Consider the following 16,549-nt stretch of genomic DNA (forward strand, 5'->3'; position numbering starts at 1 on the left):
ACGACAAAGATTCTAATTCACATATTTCTGAATTACATTCCATATGCTAGGTTTTTCAAATCCTAATCTCCAACTTGCAACACCCGCCAAATCAGCTTCAGAGATAAGTTTCAACTTAGCTTCGATGGATTCCTCTTCCTCTAGCCAGATTTTATACTTCGCACCATCTTTCTCATACTCAGCATAGTATTGTCCTGTCGTTTGGTCCCAGCTCTTCGTTGCTTTGTTCGCTTCTAACGTTTTTTCAGCACTCGTCATACTAACTGCCTCTGAAGCAAGTGCTGGATTACCAAGTTCCGTATATTCCTTCCATAGTCTTGCGTAAAATGGTATTCCCATAATAAGCTTTTCCTTTGGCACTTGGAGTAGCGTATCTTCGATTGCTTTTTGTAGAAATCCGATAGATGCAACAGAACCAGCTTCTTCTGATTTACTGTGATGCTCATCATATGCCATAATTATAACATAATCAAGTACTGCCCCCTGTTCTTGTCTATCATAGAACTTAGAGTAAGATGCAGGAACATAAGTATCGGAAGATAATACAATCTGGTTGCTTCGGCATTTGACAGATAATTCACGTAAAAATTGAATGTAATGTGGGCCAGTCTCTACCGATAAACTCTCAAAATCAATATTAATACCATCGAGGTTATATTTTATGGCTTGTGCTATCAATTCATTAATCAAACGCTCTCTGCTTGAAGTTTTTGATAATACTTCAAACGTATCAACAGTAGGATCAAAATTATCCACTAGGGCCCAAACTTCAATTCCCATACTATGAGCTTTTTCTATATAGCTTTCACTTGCCAAAGAGGCTAATGTTCCTTCTGCCGAATTAATACGATACCAAGTTGGCGATATCGTCGTAACACCCTTGGTAGAATCTAATACCTCTGCTAACTTTTTATTAGCCTCTTGATTGGTAACCTGATGCCAAGTTAAATTAATCTTATAATCCTTCGTGATACTTTCATAAACAGGAGCTTCAAAGTTACTTGTTACCTTATCGTAGTAAGAATTTGAAAGGTTCTTTTTACGGACGAATCCCCTAATTCCTTCTTCTGTCATAACGGTTAAGAATCCATTTTGTTGATTTCCGCCATTATTGATTAATAAAACACGATCCCCTTTATTTAGTTCTTTTAATATGGGACTTTTAATGGATGCTCCTGTTCTTATCTGTGTTGCATTCTCTACATCAGCAAATAAGTAATCTCCCCATTTACACTGAATTACAACTAAATCCGGATTTTCATAAGCTTTATAACGCATATCTGAATATTCTGCAACAAAGGGTAGTGCTACATAAACTTCTGTATTCACCATCTTTACGATTGGATAATTTGATGATACTTTATTTTTATTTACAAGATAATCTTTTGTACCTACCTCTGCCTTAATAATTTCTGTTGGCGTTGTGTAGATTAATACATTTTCTATCGCATCCCAATAAAACCTCTGATTGAACTTAACTTTTATGGTTTCAAGATCCATATATAAAACACCATCCAGAAGTTTTGCATTTCTCTCATAAACGATATCATCCATGATGACCATCGCTTCCCCTTCCGGTACTTGATAGAATTCCGATAGTGCTTTTACTTCTTTACTTGGTGTATTTTTCTCTACGATATAAGATACAACAATCGCAAGTACAACAACCACTACTGCGATAGTTCCAATAAATGCAAGCTTTGTTCTTTTTTTCATATTAACCTCTCTTAGTATTCTCCTTTGAGTTTTTGAGCATGTTAATGCCTGGGCAAACTATTCCATAGTGAATATTATAGCATTTTTCCCTGTTATCGTCATCTATTATTTCGATGATTTTCTCGTTTTTTCCTTAAAATAATATAAATAAGGCATTGAAATATAAGTCATAGTTAATAATCTAAAATCTCCCTCTTCCCTTTTATCCATTAAATCAACAATTTCTATTCTTAGATTTTACCCATATTTAGTGCATGAAAAACAGCCTTTCATCATTTTTGCAAGAAGCAGTGTATTGAGACAATTGCTCCTAAAGCAGTTTACAGATAAAAGACTGTCTTGTCATGTGAGTTCTCGAATTATTATGCGATACTCAAGTTGCATTTATACATCTTAAACGATCAAGTAGGTTGCATCACTGGTGCGAGTATTCATTTGGGAAAATGGCTGTTGAAATTTTCAGCCCTTCGAAATTAAGACCCTGATATGTATCATAAGAACATTTTTAATTGTTTGGAATAAGAAGGTGTGATATGCATCTTAACTCCTCTTTGATACAGATTACTGATACAAAGTTGCAATGATCATAACTTAATCATTTAAGTGAATGCCTAAAAATAAATTTCTTTTTAATCTATACGGAGCACAGATTCAAACAGATGTATCGCTTCCGTAGTTGGATTAAAAAAATCTGGTTCTAATCCAAGTACACTCGGTCTTATCGGTAATTTCAAACCTTGTGTTAATGACTTTTTTGTAGCCATATTACATATGGCCGTTTTTTTTAATTGAGTTTTTTCATCCGTCATATATCTTAATAGCAAGTCTTCTGCTTGATACCACGGTGCATTCATGAATACAAAAATCACAATATCTAATTTATCCTTTACCTCCATAACTTCCTTATAGTTTGTACCAAAATCAATAAGTACACATCTATTTTTAAAATCATTATTATAATCATCGTTCTCTGTTACATTGCCTTTTATTAAAAACTGAATTCCATGTAACTTGAATCCGTTGGTCCATTTTTCGCTAACAGAGTAATAATTTGATAGAGAAGCTAAATCATTACGTCCACTCTTTTCTAACACAGTGACCTTATGCCCTAGACATCCACTTAAATACTGAGCCATCAATAACGTAAGATGGGTAACCCCAGAATTTCTATGGAGACCCAGTATCCCTATTCTTTTAAACATCTCTATTCTATTCTTTTTCATTCTTCTCAAGTCTCGCCCTTTTCTATCTATTTCTCATCCTTCTCTATCGTGGGACAAACGAGTTAGCTCGCTTGCTGTTAACGATAGACTATTACCCGAGACGCACCTCCCTCTAAGCTGATGGACGCAAGTCACAAGATATCTCTTAGCAATTTCATCGTTTCGGATGTTTTTCCTGTGAGCGTATATGATTCATATGGCAATCGTTCAATTTGTAAATTCATGGTGCGTAATAGCTTTGCCTGCTCCTTTGTTGTAATAAAATTTGCTAAATAAATCACTTTACTATTCCTAAGTAGAATAAGCTGTTGTTTTGAGTTAGTTAATTCCCAATCCTTCGCCCCAACAACAGAAAAACAATGTTTTCCTTTTAAGAAGCCCTCTCTATTTTCCTCACTAAGAACTCCATAATCATAAACAATATGTTTATACTTAGATAACATTTCATCCGAGAGAATTCTACCTTCGTAAAAAGGTAACATAGGAATTCCTTCATATTCGTAGATTCCATCTGAATTTAATCTCCCGTTTTCCGTTAACATATCACGTACTGCACATGTAGGATTGCTTTCGATATAGAGGCAATTACCATATTGAAATTTTAAAAATTTACATAATTTCATTGCAAAATGAGTACATCCAATATGACGCTGTGAACCACTGACTGTGTAAATAGCTGCTGATTTTCCTTCTCCGGTTTTATTTTGTTTTTGTTGTATCTGTAGTAATCGTTTTTTAATCTCTACGATAGACGAATATCTGATTGTCTTCTTAAGCATTAAACAACGATTAATAACCGCCGATAATTCCTTGCTACATCGGTTATTTTCTTCAATATTTTCCCCTTTTCTCCTCGTATATTCTTGTCCAAACACCATATAATACAATACCATACCAAATGCATAGATATCTGAACGCTCATCAAGTATTGATTGTTCATACTGTTCTGGTGGTGCAAACCATTTTGTACCTAAAAAATCTTTTCTGATGTCTGATTTTCTAATCGCATTACCAAAGTCAATTAAATAAAGCTCCGATTCGGATATCAAAAGATTTGAGGGTTTTATGTCAAGATGAAGTACAGGTTGCTTTTGGGAATGAAGATACTTAAGAATATCACATAATAAGATTGCATATGATAGAATCAACTTCTCAGAAAGTTCAATAGATTGGCAGACACTTAGTAATGTTTTACCTGGCAGATATTGAAGGATCAAGCAAGTAAAATTTTCAGTTTCAATGAAATCAAAGACGCAGGGAATTGATGCATGATGCAGACTGCTAAGAATTTTCGCCTCTTGGTAAAGTCCCTTACACAAAGGAGATTTTTTATCAATTTTCTTTAAAATACAAAGACTATGTAACGATATGTGTTCCGCTAAATATACTATAGTATCCTCATGTCTTTTCAGTTCTTTTTGGATACGATATTTTCCAAACCAAAGGTCGTTTTGCATACTCTCCTTTCTACCGGAAAATAAATGATCATTAAGCGATATAAACTCATGAGCATAATGCTTTCTCATAAGTATAAACAAGAAAAAGAGCTTTCTAAGCTTCCTTGTCATGAATTAAGATGAAAAAGAATCTATCTCTATTATAGATAACTTTTCTCTCCAATGCAATGAAATTTATCAATCTGTGCTGTACAAAGTACTGTGCTATTTTTAGTGATTCTGACGAGAGCTCTATATTGTATAGGATATTGACTTCTCTAAGGTTATCCTTTATACTTTGTTCAAGACAATAGGGTTATCAGACCTTGTTGTATACACAGTGCAAATGATGTTAAAACTCAAAATAGAATAGAGCCGTAAGAATAGAAAGGGGTGTGATTCTATGAAACTTGAAAAAATAAGCGATACTCAAATTCGATGCACACTGAATAAGGAAGATCTTATGGACCGGGAACTACGCATTAGCGAATTAGCATATGGTAGTGACAAAGCGAAACAGCTCTTTCGAGAGATGATGCAACAGGCTGCTTATGAATTTGGTTTTGAAGCGGAAGATATTCCACTGATGATAGAAGCAACACCGGTATCGGCAGATTGTTTGGTTCTTGTTATTACTAAAGTCGAAGATCCAGATGAATTAGACACCAGATTTTCCAGCTTTACACCTTATGCATCTGATGATGATGATGACTTAGAGGAAGAGGAAGAAGAGGAAGATGCTTACGCAGATGAGATCTTAAATTGTTTTGAACACCTTGGTGAATTACTCGGTAAACGCGAAAAAAGTAATTCTTCTAAGGAAGAATTTGTTCCAACCCAAAAGCAATCCGAAAAACAGGCGAAAGCTAATGAGGAATTTGTACAGTTAGCAAGCTCACTCTATAAAATATTTTCCTTCCGTAATTTAAGCGAACTCACAGGCTTAGCAAGAATCATCGTACCATTTTATCAAGGATATAACACATTATATAAAAATCCGGTAGATTCCAAATACTACTTAGTAGTGCATATCTCAAGGCATACACCGGAAGATTTTAATAAGGTATGTAACATTATCTCCGAATACGGGAAGTCAGAGAAGACAAATTACGCAAGTATTTCCTATTACAAAGAACATTATGATGTCATAATTGCAGACAAAGCGATTCAAAAATTAAGTTCACTATAATGATTTGAAAACTTCTTACACTAGCAAAAAAATTATATAAAAAATGGGCTGTAATCCTACAGCCCATTTCCTTTTTTATTCTATATTATCGAAACCAAAATCATATTTCGATAATCAGATTGACGGTGCAAAAAAATGCACCATTTATATTATCGAAACCAAAATCATATTTCGATAATCAGATTGACGGTGCAAAAAAATGCACCATTTATATTATCGAAACCAAAATCATGTTTCGATAATCAGATTAGCGGTGCAAAAAATGCACCATTTATATTATTTTGCTTCTTCAAAAGCGTTTAATTTTGCAACTAACTCGTCTACATCGATTCCATGAACCATACATGCTTCCTCTAATGACTCTCCTTGAGCTGATGGACATCCAATACAATGCATTCCGGTATCTAATAAAATAGGAATTAAATTCTGGTCAATTGCAATGATATCTGCGATAATCATATCCTTCGTAATTTTCATATTTATTACCTCCTTATGAGTAAAACACTCCATATAAACACGGTATCGTGTTCATTACATTATAGTTTACCCAATAGTTGTCGTCAAGCCTCTTAATTAAAAGAAATATTTTTTCTAAAAATTAAAAGCAACTCTACTATCCGCTCTTTCTATATATTACTATTATTACTGGATACAAAAGGATAGAGCAAAATTTGACTTGTATTCTTTGTCCATTTAGAGTAAAATGATATCACAAATATTTAAAGGAGGTAAACAAAATGGCATACGTAATTAACGATGGTTGCATCAGCTGTGGTGCTTGTGCAAGCGAATGTCCAGTAGGAGCTATCTCTGAAGGCGCTTCTCATTATGAGATTGATGCAGATGCATGCTTAGATTGTGGCGCTTGTGCATCTACTTGCCCAACAGGAGCTATTGAGGGTTAATTAAAACATAGGAATCGTTAGGATTCTATCAATAGACATACACATTATGTGATTCTATTGTCATGATAAGGAATATTATCATGTACAAAAAGGGGCTTTTGCAAAATAGATGAGTAATCAATCTATCGAGTAAAAGCTCCTTTTTTATCACTTTCTAGGGGTGTTTCGAGTAGAAAAACGCAGACTATTACTCTGTTATTAGCTACCGAAAATAATTGTAGGTTACTATATCCTAACTTTATTTTTCTTAAAAAATTTACTTTCCTTTTTTTTATTACTATTACTATATTCTCTTGTTACAGCTATCTGACCTTTCGATTGCGTTTCGCGGATAAGTCTATCTAACTGTTTATAGCGTTCCTCTTCTCTTTCCTCTCTTAATCTCATTCGATAATCAATCTCTTTCACTACAGATTCCGATACCGTTTTGCTTATGTCCTTTGCTAAATACTGGCTATTTTCTTGCATCGCATCCACCATAATCCCCTGCATGATTTGTATAAATTGCTTTACTTTATCTTGATTATTCTTCTCAGACTTAATACCAATAGCCTCTACTTCTTTAGAAACTCTCGCTTCCTCTACTATCTCCAGGGTTTGTTCGATATCGTATGATTTCTTTTGTTCTACCGTATCATGAAACTCTAAGACATCCTCATTTCGCTTCGTAACCTCTTCCATAGTCTGCACGTCTATTACCTCTCCTTTGGCATCCAAATTCTCTAGCTTTTTTATTTCTTCCCTATCATCTAAATTCATTGCATCCCGCCACTTCGCATATTGAGTGCGTAAATTCAGCTGTGCCTTTGTACCAAAAAGCCCTGTCGCAACTCCTAGCTTGTCCTTAAACAAATCAATACGTCCAGGTTCCATGGAAAATAACTTATCTATGTAAGGCAATATCATCTGAATGACCTTAAAAGAAAATCCTTCATTCTTTAATATGTTTACTGTTTTTAATAATTCAATATCCTGTAGTTTATAGTATCGATATCCTAACTCATTGCGGGGGATATCCAGTTCCAATTGATCTTCCATATATCGAAGCTCGTTTGGTTTAACTTCAATCATTTTTGAAGCCTCCGTTATCATATAAATCCTATCTTTCATATGCGTCCTCCGAAATGTAATAATTTTCCACTTCCTAATTATAACATCTGGATATTGAAATGCAACAACTCGTCCTAATGTTTTAGTAAAACCCTTCGACAGTAATCTATAAAAAAAAAGAGGGTGTTGCAAAAACACCCTCTAAAACTTTTTAATTTGTCGATTCTTTTAATTATACTCATTCATAACATCTGATTTCATACTACAGAAAAAAATACACTTCGCAAACTTTTCCATGCCACGAATAACAAGTGTTAATTGTTTTTTCTTACTATCGCTCTAAGTTCGCAAATTTTGTAAACTGAGATAACCAAGCAAGTTTTACAGTTCCTGTTGGACCATTTCTTTGTTTACCAATTATAATTTCTGATACACCAGCATCCTCGGAATCATGATTATAATAATCATCTCGGTAAATAAACATAACAACGTCGGCATCCTGCTCAATTGCACCAGATTCACGAAGGTCAGATAGCATTGGTCTTTTATCCGGACGTTGCTCTACCGCACGAGATAACTGAGACAATGCAATTACCGGACAGTTAACCTCTCTAGCTAATGCTTTTAAAGAACGAGAGATCTCTGATATTTCTTGTTGTCTCGATTCTGCTTTCTTACCACCTGACATTAACTGAAGATAGTCGATAATGATCAATCCAAGATTATGTTCTAACTTAAACTTTCTACACTTTGAACGAAGCTCTGTTATCGAAATACCTGGTGTGTCATCAATAATTAACCCGGACTCACCAACAGTTCTTGCACTCTCCATTAATTTTGCCCAGTCCTCGTCATTTAGCTCACCGCTTCGGATTGCTTGAGAGTCAACTTTGGAGTTCATCGATAAGATACGATTTACAAGCTGGTTCTTTGACATTTCTAGACTAAAGATTGCTGTCGTTATTTTACTTCGTACTGCAACATATTCCGCTATATTTAAGACAAACGCTGTTTTTCCCATAGAAGGTCTTGCTGCAATCAATATTAAATCCGATGGCTGTAGGCCAGCCATTTTATAATCCAAATCATAAAAACCAGTAGCGATACCTGTTACGCTACCCTTATTCTTTGACGCTGCCTCAATACTATCCAGGGATTTGATAACAATATCTTTGATACTTACAAAATCACCAGAACTACGGTTTTGAACAATACTAAAAACATCTTTCTCAGTTTGTTCTAAAACCACTTCTACCTTCTCTTTATCAAGATAGCACATGTTGGTGATTCCTTCTGTCACCTTAATCAAACGGCGAAGTAATGCCTTTTCACTAACGATCGTTGCATAATACTTTACATTCGCTGAGGTTGGAACCGAACGAATCAAATCACTGATAAACTCTAAGCTACATAATTCCGGAGGTACTTCCTTTTCTTTTAACTTACTCTGTAATGTAATTAAATCTACAGGTTTTCCTTCCTGAAACAGTTCTATCATAGCATCGTATAATACTCCATACTGATGCTGATAAAAATCTTCTGCATTCAATATTTCTGAGGCAGTAATAATCGCATCTCGGTCCATAATCATGGAGCCGATTACCGATTGCTCGGCTTCTGCACTATGCGGTTGAATCTTCTTAATAAATGCCTCATCCATGGCTGATGCTCTCCTTACAGACTATCTACTTTTACCTTAAGTTCTGCAGTTACTTTTGGGTGTAATTTTACTGGTACGGTATAAGTTCCCATATTCTTAATTGGATCATTTAGCACAAGTTTCTTCTTATCAATGTCATGTCCTAATTGTTCTTTTAATGCAATTGCAATTTCCTTTGTTGAAACGGAACCGAATGTTCTTCCACCCTCACCGGATTTGATTTTTAATAAAATGCTCTTTGACTCAATTTCTTTTGCAAGAGCCTGGGCTTGTTCTAAAATCTCCTGAGCTAGCTTTGCTTCTGCAGCTTTTTGTAGCTTTAAATCATTCAAATTCTTAGGAGTTGCCTCTAATCCTAATTTCTTTGGGAGGATAAAGTTTCTTGCATATCCGTCACTTACATTAACCACCTCGCCCTTCTTTCCAAGAGCTTTCACATCATCTAATAATATAACCTGCATCTATATGTCTCCTTCCTCTGTCATCTTTGTTAATACATCCTTTACTTTTTGCATTGCCTCTGCAAGTGTGCAATCAATAAGCTGTGCACCAGCTACACTCATATGACCGCCACCTCCTAGTTTTTCCATCACTACTTGAACATTTAATTCATCAATGGAACGCGCACTTATATAAATCTTTCCATTAAACTGTGTAAATACAAAGGAGGCTTTCATGTTATTAATATTAAGAAGTTCATTTGCCACCTGTGCACCAAGAACGGTTGGGCTATCAACCCCTTCGCTGCTACACTCTGCAAATGCATACTTATCCATAAAAACTTCGGTTGAAGTAATTGCCGCCGCCTTTGTTATATATTCCGGCATCTCGGTACGAAACGCCTTTCGAATCCTTGTAACATCTGCACCACTGCGACGAAGATATGCTGCTGCTTCAAATGTTCTTACACCAGTTTTGTTTAAGAAATTGTTTGTATCAATTACGATACCTGCATACATCGCATCTGCTTCGCACTGACGAAGTTTTAGACCATCTCCAATGTATTGTAGTATCTCTGCAACCATCTCACAAGAAGAGGAGGCATACGGCTCAATATAGGATAATACTGCATTTTCAACAGCTTCTCCTGTTTGGCGGTGATGATCAAGAATTACGATTGTTTTTGTCAATTCCAATAACTCAGGGCACTCAGTGTAACTAGGTCTATTCACATCTACCACAATCAATAGGGTATTCATATCAACTGTTTGTATCGCACTCGGACTATTCAAAAACATATCTTCTTCATAATCCGGATTGTTTGTAAATCTTGAAAGTATTGGGCGAACAGAGCTTGTCACTTCGTTAATTACGATATGAGCTTTTTTCCCTAAGGTTTTTGCAATTCGGTACATACCAATCGCTGCACCAAAGGAATCTACATCTCCAATGGAATGTCCCATAATTACGATTTTATCTTTTGCTTCCACAAATTCTCGTAATGCATGAGCTTTTACTCTTGCTTTTACTCTTGTGTTTTTCTCAACTGTAACGCTCTTTCCACCATAATAAGAGATTTTCTCACCCTCTTTAATGACTGCTTGATCGCCACCACGACCAAGGGCAAGATCAATTGCTGCACGAGCAAATTCATAACCTCTCATATAAGTGTCAGCATTCACTCCAAGACCCATACTGATTGTAACTGACATCTCATTTCCAATATTAACACTACGTACTTCCTCTAAGATAGAAAAACGATTACTTTGAAGCTGTTGCATGTATTTGTTTTGGAATACAAAAATGTACTTATCTTTTTCAATCTTCTTTATTACGGCATCGATACTTTGCATATACTTATTAATCTTTCGGTCAACGAGCGCTGTTAATAAGGATCTACGAACCTCATCTACACTCTCTAATGCCTCTTCATAGTTATCAATGTATAGTAGACCAATAATTTGGCGTTGATCACGATTTTCTTTTTGTAATCCTACAATTTCTGTCTCATCGTGAAGGTACATTGCAATAAGATATGAAGTGTTTTGAATCGTTGTTTCGTCTTCCATATAATAGCTATTTTCTTCAAAATCCGGAATCAAAACTCGACGTAAAACTACCTTATAATTCGCATCACCATAAGACAAATGCACTTCCACATCCATCTCGCTTAACGGTAATATATCGTTCGTAATCTCTGGGAAGATATTTGTGATCGCATGTCGTGCCCTACGTTCCGAATGAATGATATCGCAAAATTCATCGTTTGCCCATAGCATCTTTCCGGTACTATCAATAACTGCATAGGGAAGAGATAGTTCCTTTAACAGCTTACTTTGCACTTGACCATAGTTTGATGCAAAACGCACCATATCACCCATGATACTAGGTCGTTTTACAAAAAACAGCGAAAGTGCTATTACAAGGTACAGTACTATAAAGCAAGTCATAACTACACTTGCTTTACGGTCAATCATATATATGCAAATATTCATAACCACTAATAATGAGGTAAGTAAGAGTGGCCATCTTAAATAAGCTCGTAAGGATCCACTTAATCTTCTTCTATTTCTCATATAAACTCCCATCTGCGTGCTTTAGCACGCATGCAAATCAGGATGTCGAAAAATCGCTTTATATCTATTAATTACTCCCATCTGCATGCTTAAACATACACTTACAAGGAAAGAAGTGATATGTATCCGTTTTGCAGTTAACCTTAGTTTACTGCTGGTAAGATTCATATAACACAAGCTTTAAGACTGCAATTGTATTCTTCATTATACCATCTTAGGCGTGAATAATAAAGCCCCTTTTAGAATTGTAACCCAATTTTCAATCTCTAGAACTATTTCATCTCTACGTAAAAAGCTGATTGTGCTTTAGTATAATTACCCAAAAGAAGATAAATGGAACATTTTTTAAGAAAATGGAACTATCCTTTCCTTGCTTTCGTCTATACCATGTATCTCAACTTGGTTGAAATTACAAAGGAAAAGGAGAATTATTATGAAGAAATCATTATGTTTACTACTATCAGCAACCTTAGCGTTTAGCATGACCGCTTGTTCTGTTAAAAAGGAAGCAAGTGACGTGGAGCCTACCACTGCACCAACAGCAACAGAAGCTCCTACAACGGAGCCTACTAGTACACCGACAGAAGTACCAGATAATACACCAACCGCTGAACCTACCGCAGAGCCTACGGAAGAACCTACTGAAGTACCTACGGAAACGCCAATAGCAACTACACAGCCTACAAAATCTCCAGAAGCTACGAAGGCTCCTACAAAGACACCAGCTCCTACAAAAGCTCCAAGTAAACCAACCAGTACTCCAAAGCCAACTAGTAAGCCAAAACCAACTGCTACTCCAAAGCCAACAAAGGCTCCAACTGCTACCCCAGAAGCTCCTGCAGAAAAGAAGAGCTTAGAAGATATGATGAGTACTATTCTGGACGGAGTTGATCTTCCAATGGTTTTTAATACAACCGTTGATAAAGATAATTTTCCCTATTATTTAGGTATCGAAGCAATTCCTGGGGCAGAGGCTCTTGCTTCTGATGGTGCTATGACAACTACCGCACATTCCGTCGTACTTTTACGTGTTCCAAGCAAAAGTGATGTGAAAAGTGTTGCAAAAGATGTGGAAGCAAATGCAAATCCAAGAAAATGGATTTGTGTAGGTGCTGAAAAAGTATCTGTTTCTTATAAAGACGATGTTATTTTATTAGTTATGTCTAAAACAGAAACAGTGGATGCGGTTGTTAAAAATTTTGAGAACCAATAATTAAAAATATTTCAAATGTTAGAGGCGATCTGACGTCTTTTGGCTAATCTTACAAAGTTATTCGGAATACCTATACTATAAAGAGAATACCACAACTTTATACTGAAAAGAACAAGACAGTGCAGATTTTATGCCCTGTTTTGTTCTTTCTGCCAAATATCATTTCACTCCTCGACAAAAAGCATTCTGTTACGGGTAAACATTCATATATACGACATCCTTGATGCAAAAAACTAAAAATGGTATAATATGTATGTGCATTAGTTCTGTTTTCCCGATAGAAATGGTGGACTAATTATAAACAGTCGAATTGACCAAAAAGGATAGTATCAGCATTGAAATCCTGATTGCTAATGATCGGGCCATACTGAATATCTGTATAGTATTCGCACGGTTGAATAAAAGGAGATAGTTATGACAAAGAGAAAGTTGGCTATATTCATTGCAGCACTAGTGTGCGTTATACTGGTAGCGGCCCATTACAGAATGTTTTCACCACGCCCCGTGATAAAAAGCCCATACAGTATGACGTATGATGTAGTCAGAACATCGGAAACCAATGGTTCTGCCGATGCAAGCTATTCAACTACCAACGCAAGCTTTTCAACTTATGACAACAATTTCGTTTTCGTCAGTTCGATTTTATACAAAAATGAGGACGTTACGGAGAGGATTGACCCAGAAGCGGTGGTGGAGTTGTTCAGTAAAATCATGTCACAGAGAATGGTTACTGGCCCTTATACAGGATCTTACAGCGCAAATAAACTGTGGGAGATTTCTCTTATCCGTTCAAATGGGCCGATACATATCATTCTAGGTCAGCAATCCATCGAACCAGGAATTGAGCTTTATTATTGGTATGTGTCCGCAAATAAGGCCTATTATAAAATACTCGACCCCGACGCGGTCATAGAAGCACTCAATCAAATGCTTGAGGGATAGTCGAATTTAGACAACTTATTTTACATTGTACATTTATGATTTCTATTATAAACTAAAAAGAAGAACAGACTAAATTATCCCAATCTATTGACGGATAATTTCGTCTGTTCTCTTGTTCTGCTTATAACTAAACTTTATGGTCTTGATTTATGATTAAAAGTATAAATCATCTGCATCTTGCTTCGCTTTCGCATCATTGTAACAATACCCTAAAAATGTCTCAAAATCTTTATTATAGCATTTTTCTAGATCCTTATCATATCCGACCATCATTTGTGGCTGGGTTTCTTGATAATATTGTAATAATGCATGGGAATCTGCGCTATTTGCATTAATCTCTAGCTTTTTCTTATTGATGTTAAATGTCCGAACTAAGCTTTGAGAGTACTTTCCACTTCTGCTAAAATAATATGCCCATACAAACTCCGTATGATCTACAACATGCATATAGGCTCCAGATTGATAAAACGTGTACTTTCTTCCTGCAATGATCTTCTTTCCAATCAGATTTCCCTTACTAAACTCTAACTCCAACTGTGAAAGAGAAACTTTATTATTGCTATCTAAAAACTTCTTAATGTATTTTTCCGGATTTCCTGCAAGTAATTTAATCAGTCCAATGATTGCAACAATAAACATAATTGCAGCCCCTGCTGTTAGAATGTAAACAAGGGTAATATCCATACCGTTTACTTCTTCATCAAAGATGGCATATGGAATGACATTTTCTGGTGCAACATTAAATTCCTCATCTAAAGTCTCATTATAGTACTGCAGTATCTTTCCATCCATTTTCTTAAATGTACCTGTAATTTTATGCGTCTTAGATGGGTATGTACCACTATATATTTCATTCATAATTCTTTCTAATCCATCTTTATTAGCGTTACTAACTTTAATTCCGTAAATAACTTCGTATTGCGAAGCTTCGTCATAGTAGTCTCCCAGATAACATAAACTTGTAGTTGTAGTTACATTCGTCTTCGTATTGGTACTAGTTTCTTCTGCAAATGTTCCCATTACCCAATCTACATCTATGGTCACATATTTTCCTTCTAACTCTTCTGGATTCCATTTACCAGATAGCTCTAACGGCCCTTTTAGAATAGCAATTATTCCAAATTTGCTAGCGATTAACAGCACACTAGCCACGATAACACTAATAGCGATCCATTTTAAATTATAATTTCTAAACCTGTATCTTAGTTCTTCAACCATGAGGTCCCCCTTTTTTTAATACACAAGATAGTGCCAAAAACACTTCAAAAAGACATATCGTCATGTTTGTGAATTACTTAACACTTTTTTACTATTTTATATCTTTTATTTAAATTCAATTCCTATATTATTTAGCCATCACAACTCCCCTTTCTCTGTAAGGTACCTCTTACTATAAGGAATCTCCACCAAAAGCATACCAATCCACCCAATTAGACTTGCAAATGCTACACCAACCATTCCCACCTTTGGTACAAGTAGAAAAACAAATAATACTCGAAGAGATATCTGCGTTATCGTGCCAACCAGTGTTATCTTCATATCTCCCATTCCTCGGAAAAATCCCTGTAATCCATTCGTAAATGCAGGCAGTAAGTAGAAAAATGCCATATAACCCAAATAAGTAGTACCAGCATTTATTAAAACCGTTTCTTCTCCCGAAACAAAAAGCTTCATAATCGGTGCCTTAAACAATGTAATAACGATGCATATTATTCCCCAGTATAAAACTTCTACGAATAGACCGTTACTTAGTCCCTTTCTCATTCGTTCCTTTTTACCAGCACCTCTATTTTGGGCTACAAAGGTCATCATAGCACTCGCTATGCTTTGCTCTGGTGTGAATGCAAAATCATCTACCCGATTTACTGCATTAAAAGCTGCCATCATATCTACCCCTAGAGGATTGATAGCCCCTTGGATTAAAAGTTTTCCAATAGGCTGACAGGATTGTTGTAGTGCAGTTATCGATCCATGTTTTAAAGTTTCTTTCAGTAAAAAACGATCAATTTTTAACTCAGCTCTTTTTAATCGAAGCAATGATACCTTACGATTTACATAGATGATACATAATAGCGCAGATGCTGCCTCTGCAAATATCGTTGTTAGTGCAGAAGTTGCAATACCAAAACCAAAACCTGCGATAAAAATTAAATCTAGCACCCCATTTAATACCGATGCAAACGAAAGAAATAGAATTGGCGTTTTCGAATCTCCTACGCTTCGAAGGGCCGATGCAAATGCATTATAAAGATAAGTAAATGGCATACCCAAAAATATTATTTTTAAGTAGATGGACGCATCTCCTAAGATATCTTCCGGTACCTTCATAAGTTTTAAAATTCCTGTTGAGCATAGAACACCAAGTAACGCAATAATCACAGAGAAAAAAGCTCCAAATAATAATGTTGTAGATAACTCTTTCTTTAAATCCTCGTATTTTCCAGCTCCAAACAAGCTACTCATCAATACAGATGCACCGATACAGATTCCTGTGATACCAAGAATCACAATATTCATAATCGGATTTGCAGTACCAACTGCCGCCAATGCATCCTTCCCAATAAATCTACCTACTATAATGGAATCTACTGCATTATAGGTTAATTGAAAGATGTTTCCCAATATAATTGGAATAGAAAAGCTTATTAACTGTTTTTTGATATTTCCTTCGGTCAGGTTTTTCATAATATAACGCCTCT

14 protein-coding genes are annotated in these 16,549 nt (G+C 35.7%); 4 read left to right on the forward strand and 10 right to left on the reverse strand.

The features are described from left to right. Nucleotides 1-12: 12 nt before the first annotated feature. From CPHY_RS19415 to CPHY_RS19425, 3 genes are all read right to left on the reverse strand, one after another. Nucleotides 13-1,716, reverse strand: a complete 1,704-nt coding sequence (locus CPHY_RS19415; RefSeq protein WP_012201744.1) for a glycosyl hydrolase family 18 protein — start codon at nt 1,714-1,716, stop codon at nt 13-15. Nucleotides 1,717-2,345: 629 nt separating this feature from the next. Next, nucleotides 2,346-2,939, reverse strand: coding sequence for a hypothetical protein (locus CPHY_RS19420; RefSeq protein ID WP_041703795.1), 594 nt, complete (start codon nt 2,937-2,939; stop codon nt 2,346-2,348). A 131-nt stretch (nt 2,940-3,070) separates the two neighbouring features. Continuing rightward, a complete protein-coding gene (locus tag CPHY_RS19425; protein WP_157668763.1) occupies nt 3,071-4,396 on the reverse strand; it encodes a serine/threonine protein kinase in 1,326 nt (441 codons plus the stop codon). A gap of 382 nt (nt 4,397-4,778) precedes the next feature. Here CPHY_RS19425 and CPHY_RS19430 point away from each other — a divergent pair, with 382 nt between their 5' ends. Beyond that, a complete protein-coding gene (locus CPHY_RS19430; RefSeq protein WP_012201747.1) occupies nt 4,779-5,564 on the forward strand; it encodes an adaptor protein MecA in 786 nt (261 codons plus the stop codon). 276 nt (nt 5,565-5,840) lie between these two features. Here the strand turns inward: CPHY_RS19430 and CPHY_RS19435 are convergent, their stop codons facing one another. Beyond that, nucleotides 5,841-6,041, reverse strand: coding sequence for a DUF1858 domain-containing protein (locus CPHY_RS19435; protein WP_012201748.1), 201 nt, complete (start codon nt 6,039-6,041; stop codon nt 5,841-5,843). A 260-nt stretch (nt 6,042-6,301) separates the two neighbouring features. Here CPHY_RS19435 and CPHY_RS19440 point away from each other — a divergent pair, with 260 nt between their 5' ends. Further along, on the forward strand, nt 6,302-6,469 hold the full coding sequence (locus CPHY_RS19440) for a DUF362 domain-containing protein (protein WP_012201749.1): 168 nt from the start codon (nt 6,302-6,304) through the stop codon (nt 6,467-6,469). A gap of 225 nt (nt 6,470-6,694) precedes the next feature. Here the strand turns inward: CPHY_RS19440 and CPHY_RS19445 are convergent, their stop codons facing one another. The 4 genes from CPHY_RS19445 to CPHY_RS19460 form a co-directional block, all read right to left on the reverse strand. Beyond that, entirely contained in the window at nt 6,695-7,579 is an 885-nt protein-coding gene (locus CPHY_RS19445; protein WP_012201750.1) for a MerR family transcriptional regulator, read from the reverse strand. Nucleotides 7,580-7,850: 271 nt separating this feature from the next. Continuing rightward, complete coding sequence (gene dnaB, locus CPHY_RS19450) at nt 7,851-9,179, reverse strand: replicative DNA helicase (RefSeq protein WP_012201751.1); 1,329 nt, start codon at nt 9,177-9,179, stop codon at nt 7,851-7,853. 14 nt (nt 9,180-9,193) lie between these two features. Continuing rightward, nucleotides 9,194-9,640: a 50S ribosomal protein L9 gene (gene rplI, locus CPHY_RS19455; protein WP_012201752.1), complete on the reverse strand. Its 447-nt coding sequence runs from the start codon at nt 9,638-9,640 to the stop codon at nt 9,194-9,196. Beyond that, entirely contained in the window at nt 9,641-11,695 is a 2,055-nt protein-coding gene (locus CPHY_RS19460; protein ID WP_012201753.1) for a DHH family phosphoesterase, read from the reverse strand. 433 nt (nt 11,696-12,128) lie between these two features. Between CPHY_RS19460 and CPHY_RS21540 the strand changes: the two genes are divergently transcribed. Both CPHY_RS21540 and CPHY_RS19470 read left to right on the forward strand, forming a co-directional pair. Beyond that, nucleotides 12,129-12,908, forward strand: a complete 780-nt coding sequence (locus CPHY_RS21540) for a PT repeat-containing protein (protein WP_012201754.1) — start codon at nt 12,129-12,131, stop codon at nt 12,906-12,908. Between the two features lie 414 nt (nt 12,909-13,322). Further along, on the forward strand, nt 13,323-13,850 hold the full coding sequence (locus tag CPHY_RS19470; RefSeq protein WP_012201755.1) for a PI-PLC domain-containing protein: 528 nt from the start codon (nt 13,323-13,325) through the stop codon (nt 13,848-13,850). Nucleotides 13,851-14,003: 153 nt separating this feature from the next. Here the strand turns inward: CPHY_RS19470 and CPHY_RS19475 are convergent, their stop codons facing one another. Together CPHY_RS19475 and CPHY_RS19480 are read right to left on the reverse strand one after the other, a co-directional pair. Beyond that, nucleotides 14,004-15,068 (reverse strand): DUF6709 family protein, encoded by a 1,065-nt coding sequence (locus tag CPHY_RS19475; RefSeq protein ID WP_012201756.1) that lies wholly within the window; start codon nt 15,066-15,068, stop codon nt 14,004-14,006. Between the two features lie 138 nt (nt 15,069-15,206). Further along, on the reverse strand, nt 15,207-16,535 hold the full coding sequence (locus CPHY_RS19480) for an MATE family efflux transporter (protein ID WP_012201757.1): 1,329 nt from the start codon (nt 16,533-16,535) through the stop codon (nt 15,207-15,209). Nucleotides 16,536-16,549 lie beyond the last annotated feature (14 nt).

The sequence above is a fragment of the Lachnoclostridium phytofermentans ISDg genome (assembly GCF_000018685.1).
Classification (GTDB): Bacteria; Bacillota; Clostridia; order Lachnospirales; family Lachnospiraceae; genus Lachnoclostridium; species Lachnoclostridium phytofermentans.

What these genes read in the sequence shown, in the direction of transcription:
- CPHY_RS19480 (WP_012201757.1), bottom strand. Translation starts at nt 16,535, where the DNA reads ATGAAAAACCTGACCGAAGGAAATATCAAAAAACAGTTAATAAGCTTT.
- CPHY_RS19470 (WP_012201755.1), top strand. Translation starts at nt 13,323, where the DNA reads ATGACAAAGAGAAAGTTGGCTATATTCATTGCAGCACTAGTGTGCGTT.
- CPHY_RS19435 (WP_012201748.1), bottom strand. Translation starts at nt 6,041, where the DNA reads ATGAAAATTACGAAGGATATGATTATCGCAGATATCATTGCAATTGAC.
- rplI (WP_012201752.1), bottom strand. Translation starts at nt 9,640, where the DNA reads ATGCAGGTTATATTATTAGATGATGTGAAAGCTCTTGGAAAGAAGGGC.
- CPHY_RS19460 (WP_012201753.1), bottom strand. Translation starts at nt 11,695, where the DNA reads ATGAGAAATAGAAGAAGATTAAGTGGATCCTTACGAGCTTATTTAAGA.
- CPHY_RS19415 (WP_012201744.1), bottom strand. Translation starts at nt 1,716, where the DNA reads ATGAAAAAAAGAACAAAGCTTGCATTTATTGGAACTATCGCAGTAGTG.
- CPHY_RS19445 (WP_012201750.1), bottom strand. Translation starts at nt 7,579, where the DNA reads ATGAAAGATAGGATTTATATGATAACGGAGGCTTCAAAAATGATTGAA.
- CPHY_RS19475 (WP_012201756.1), bottom strand. Translation starts at nt 15,068, where the DNA reads ATGGTTGAAGAACTAAGATACAGGTTTAGAAATTATAATTTAAAATGG.
- CPHY_RS19420 (WP_041703795.1), bottom strand. Translation starts at nt 2,939, where the DNA reads ATGAAAAAGAATAGAATAGAGATGTTTAAAAGAATAGGGATACTGGGT.
- CPHY_RS21540 (WP_012201754.1), top strand. Translation starts at nt 12,129, where the DNA reads ATGAAGAAATCATTATGTTTACTACTATCAGCAACCTTAGCGTTTAGC.
- dnaB (WP_012201751.1), bottom strand. Translation starts at nt 9,179, where the DNA reads ATGGATGAGGCATTTATTAAGAAGATTCAACCGCATAGTGCAGAAGCC.
- CPHY_RS19430 (WP_012201747.1), top strand. Translation starts at nt 4,779, where the DNA reads ATGAAACTTGAAAAAATAAGCGATACTCAAATTCGATGCACACTGAAT.
- CPHY_RS19425 (WP_157668763.1), bottom strand. Translation starts at nt 4,396, where the DNA reads ATGCAAAACGACCTTTGGTTTGGAAAATATCGTATCCAAAAAGAACTG.
- CPHY_RS19440 (WP_012201749.1), top strand. Translation starts at nt 6,302, where the DNA reads ATGGCATACGTAATTAACGATGGTTGCATCAGCTGTGGTGCTTGTGCA.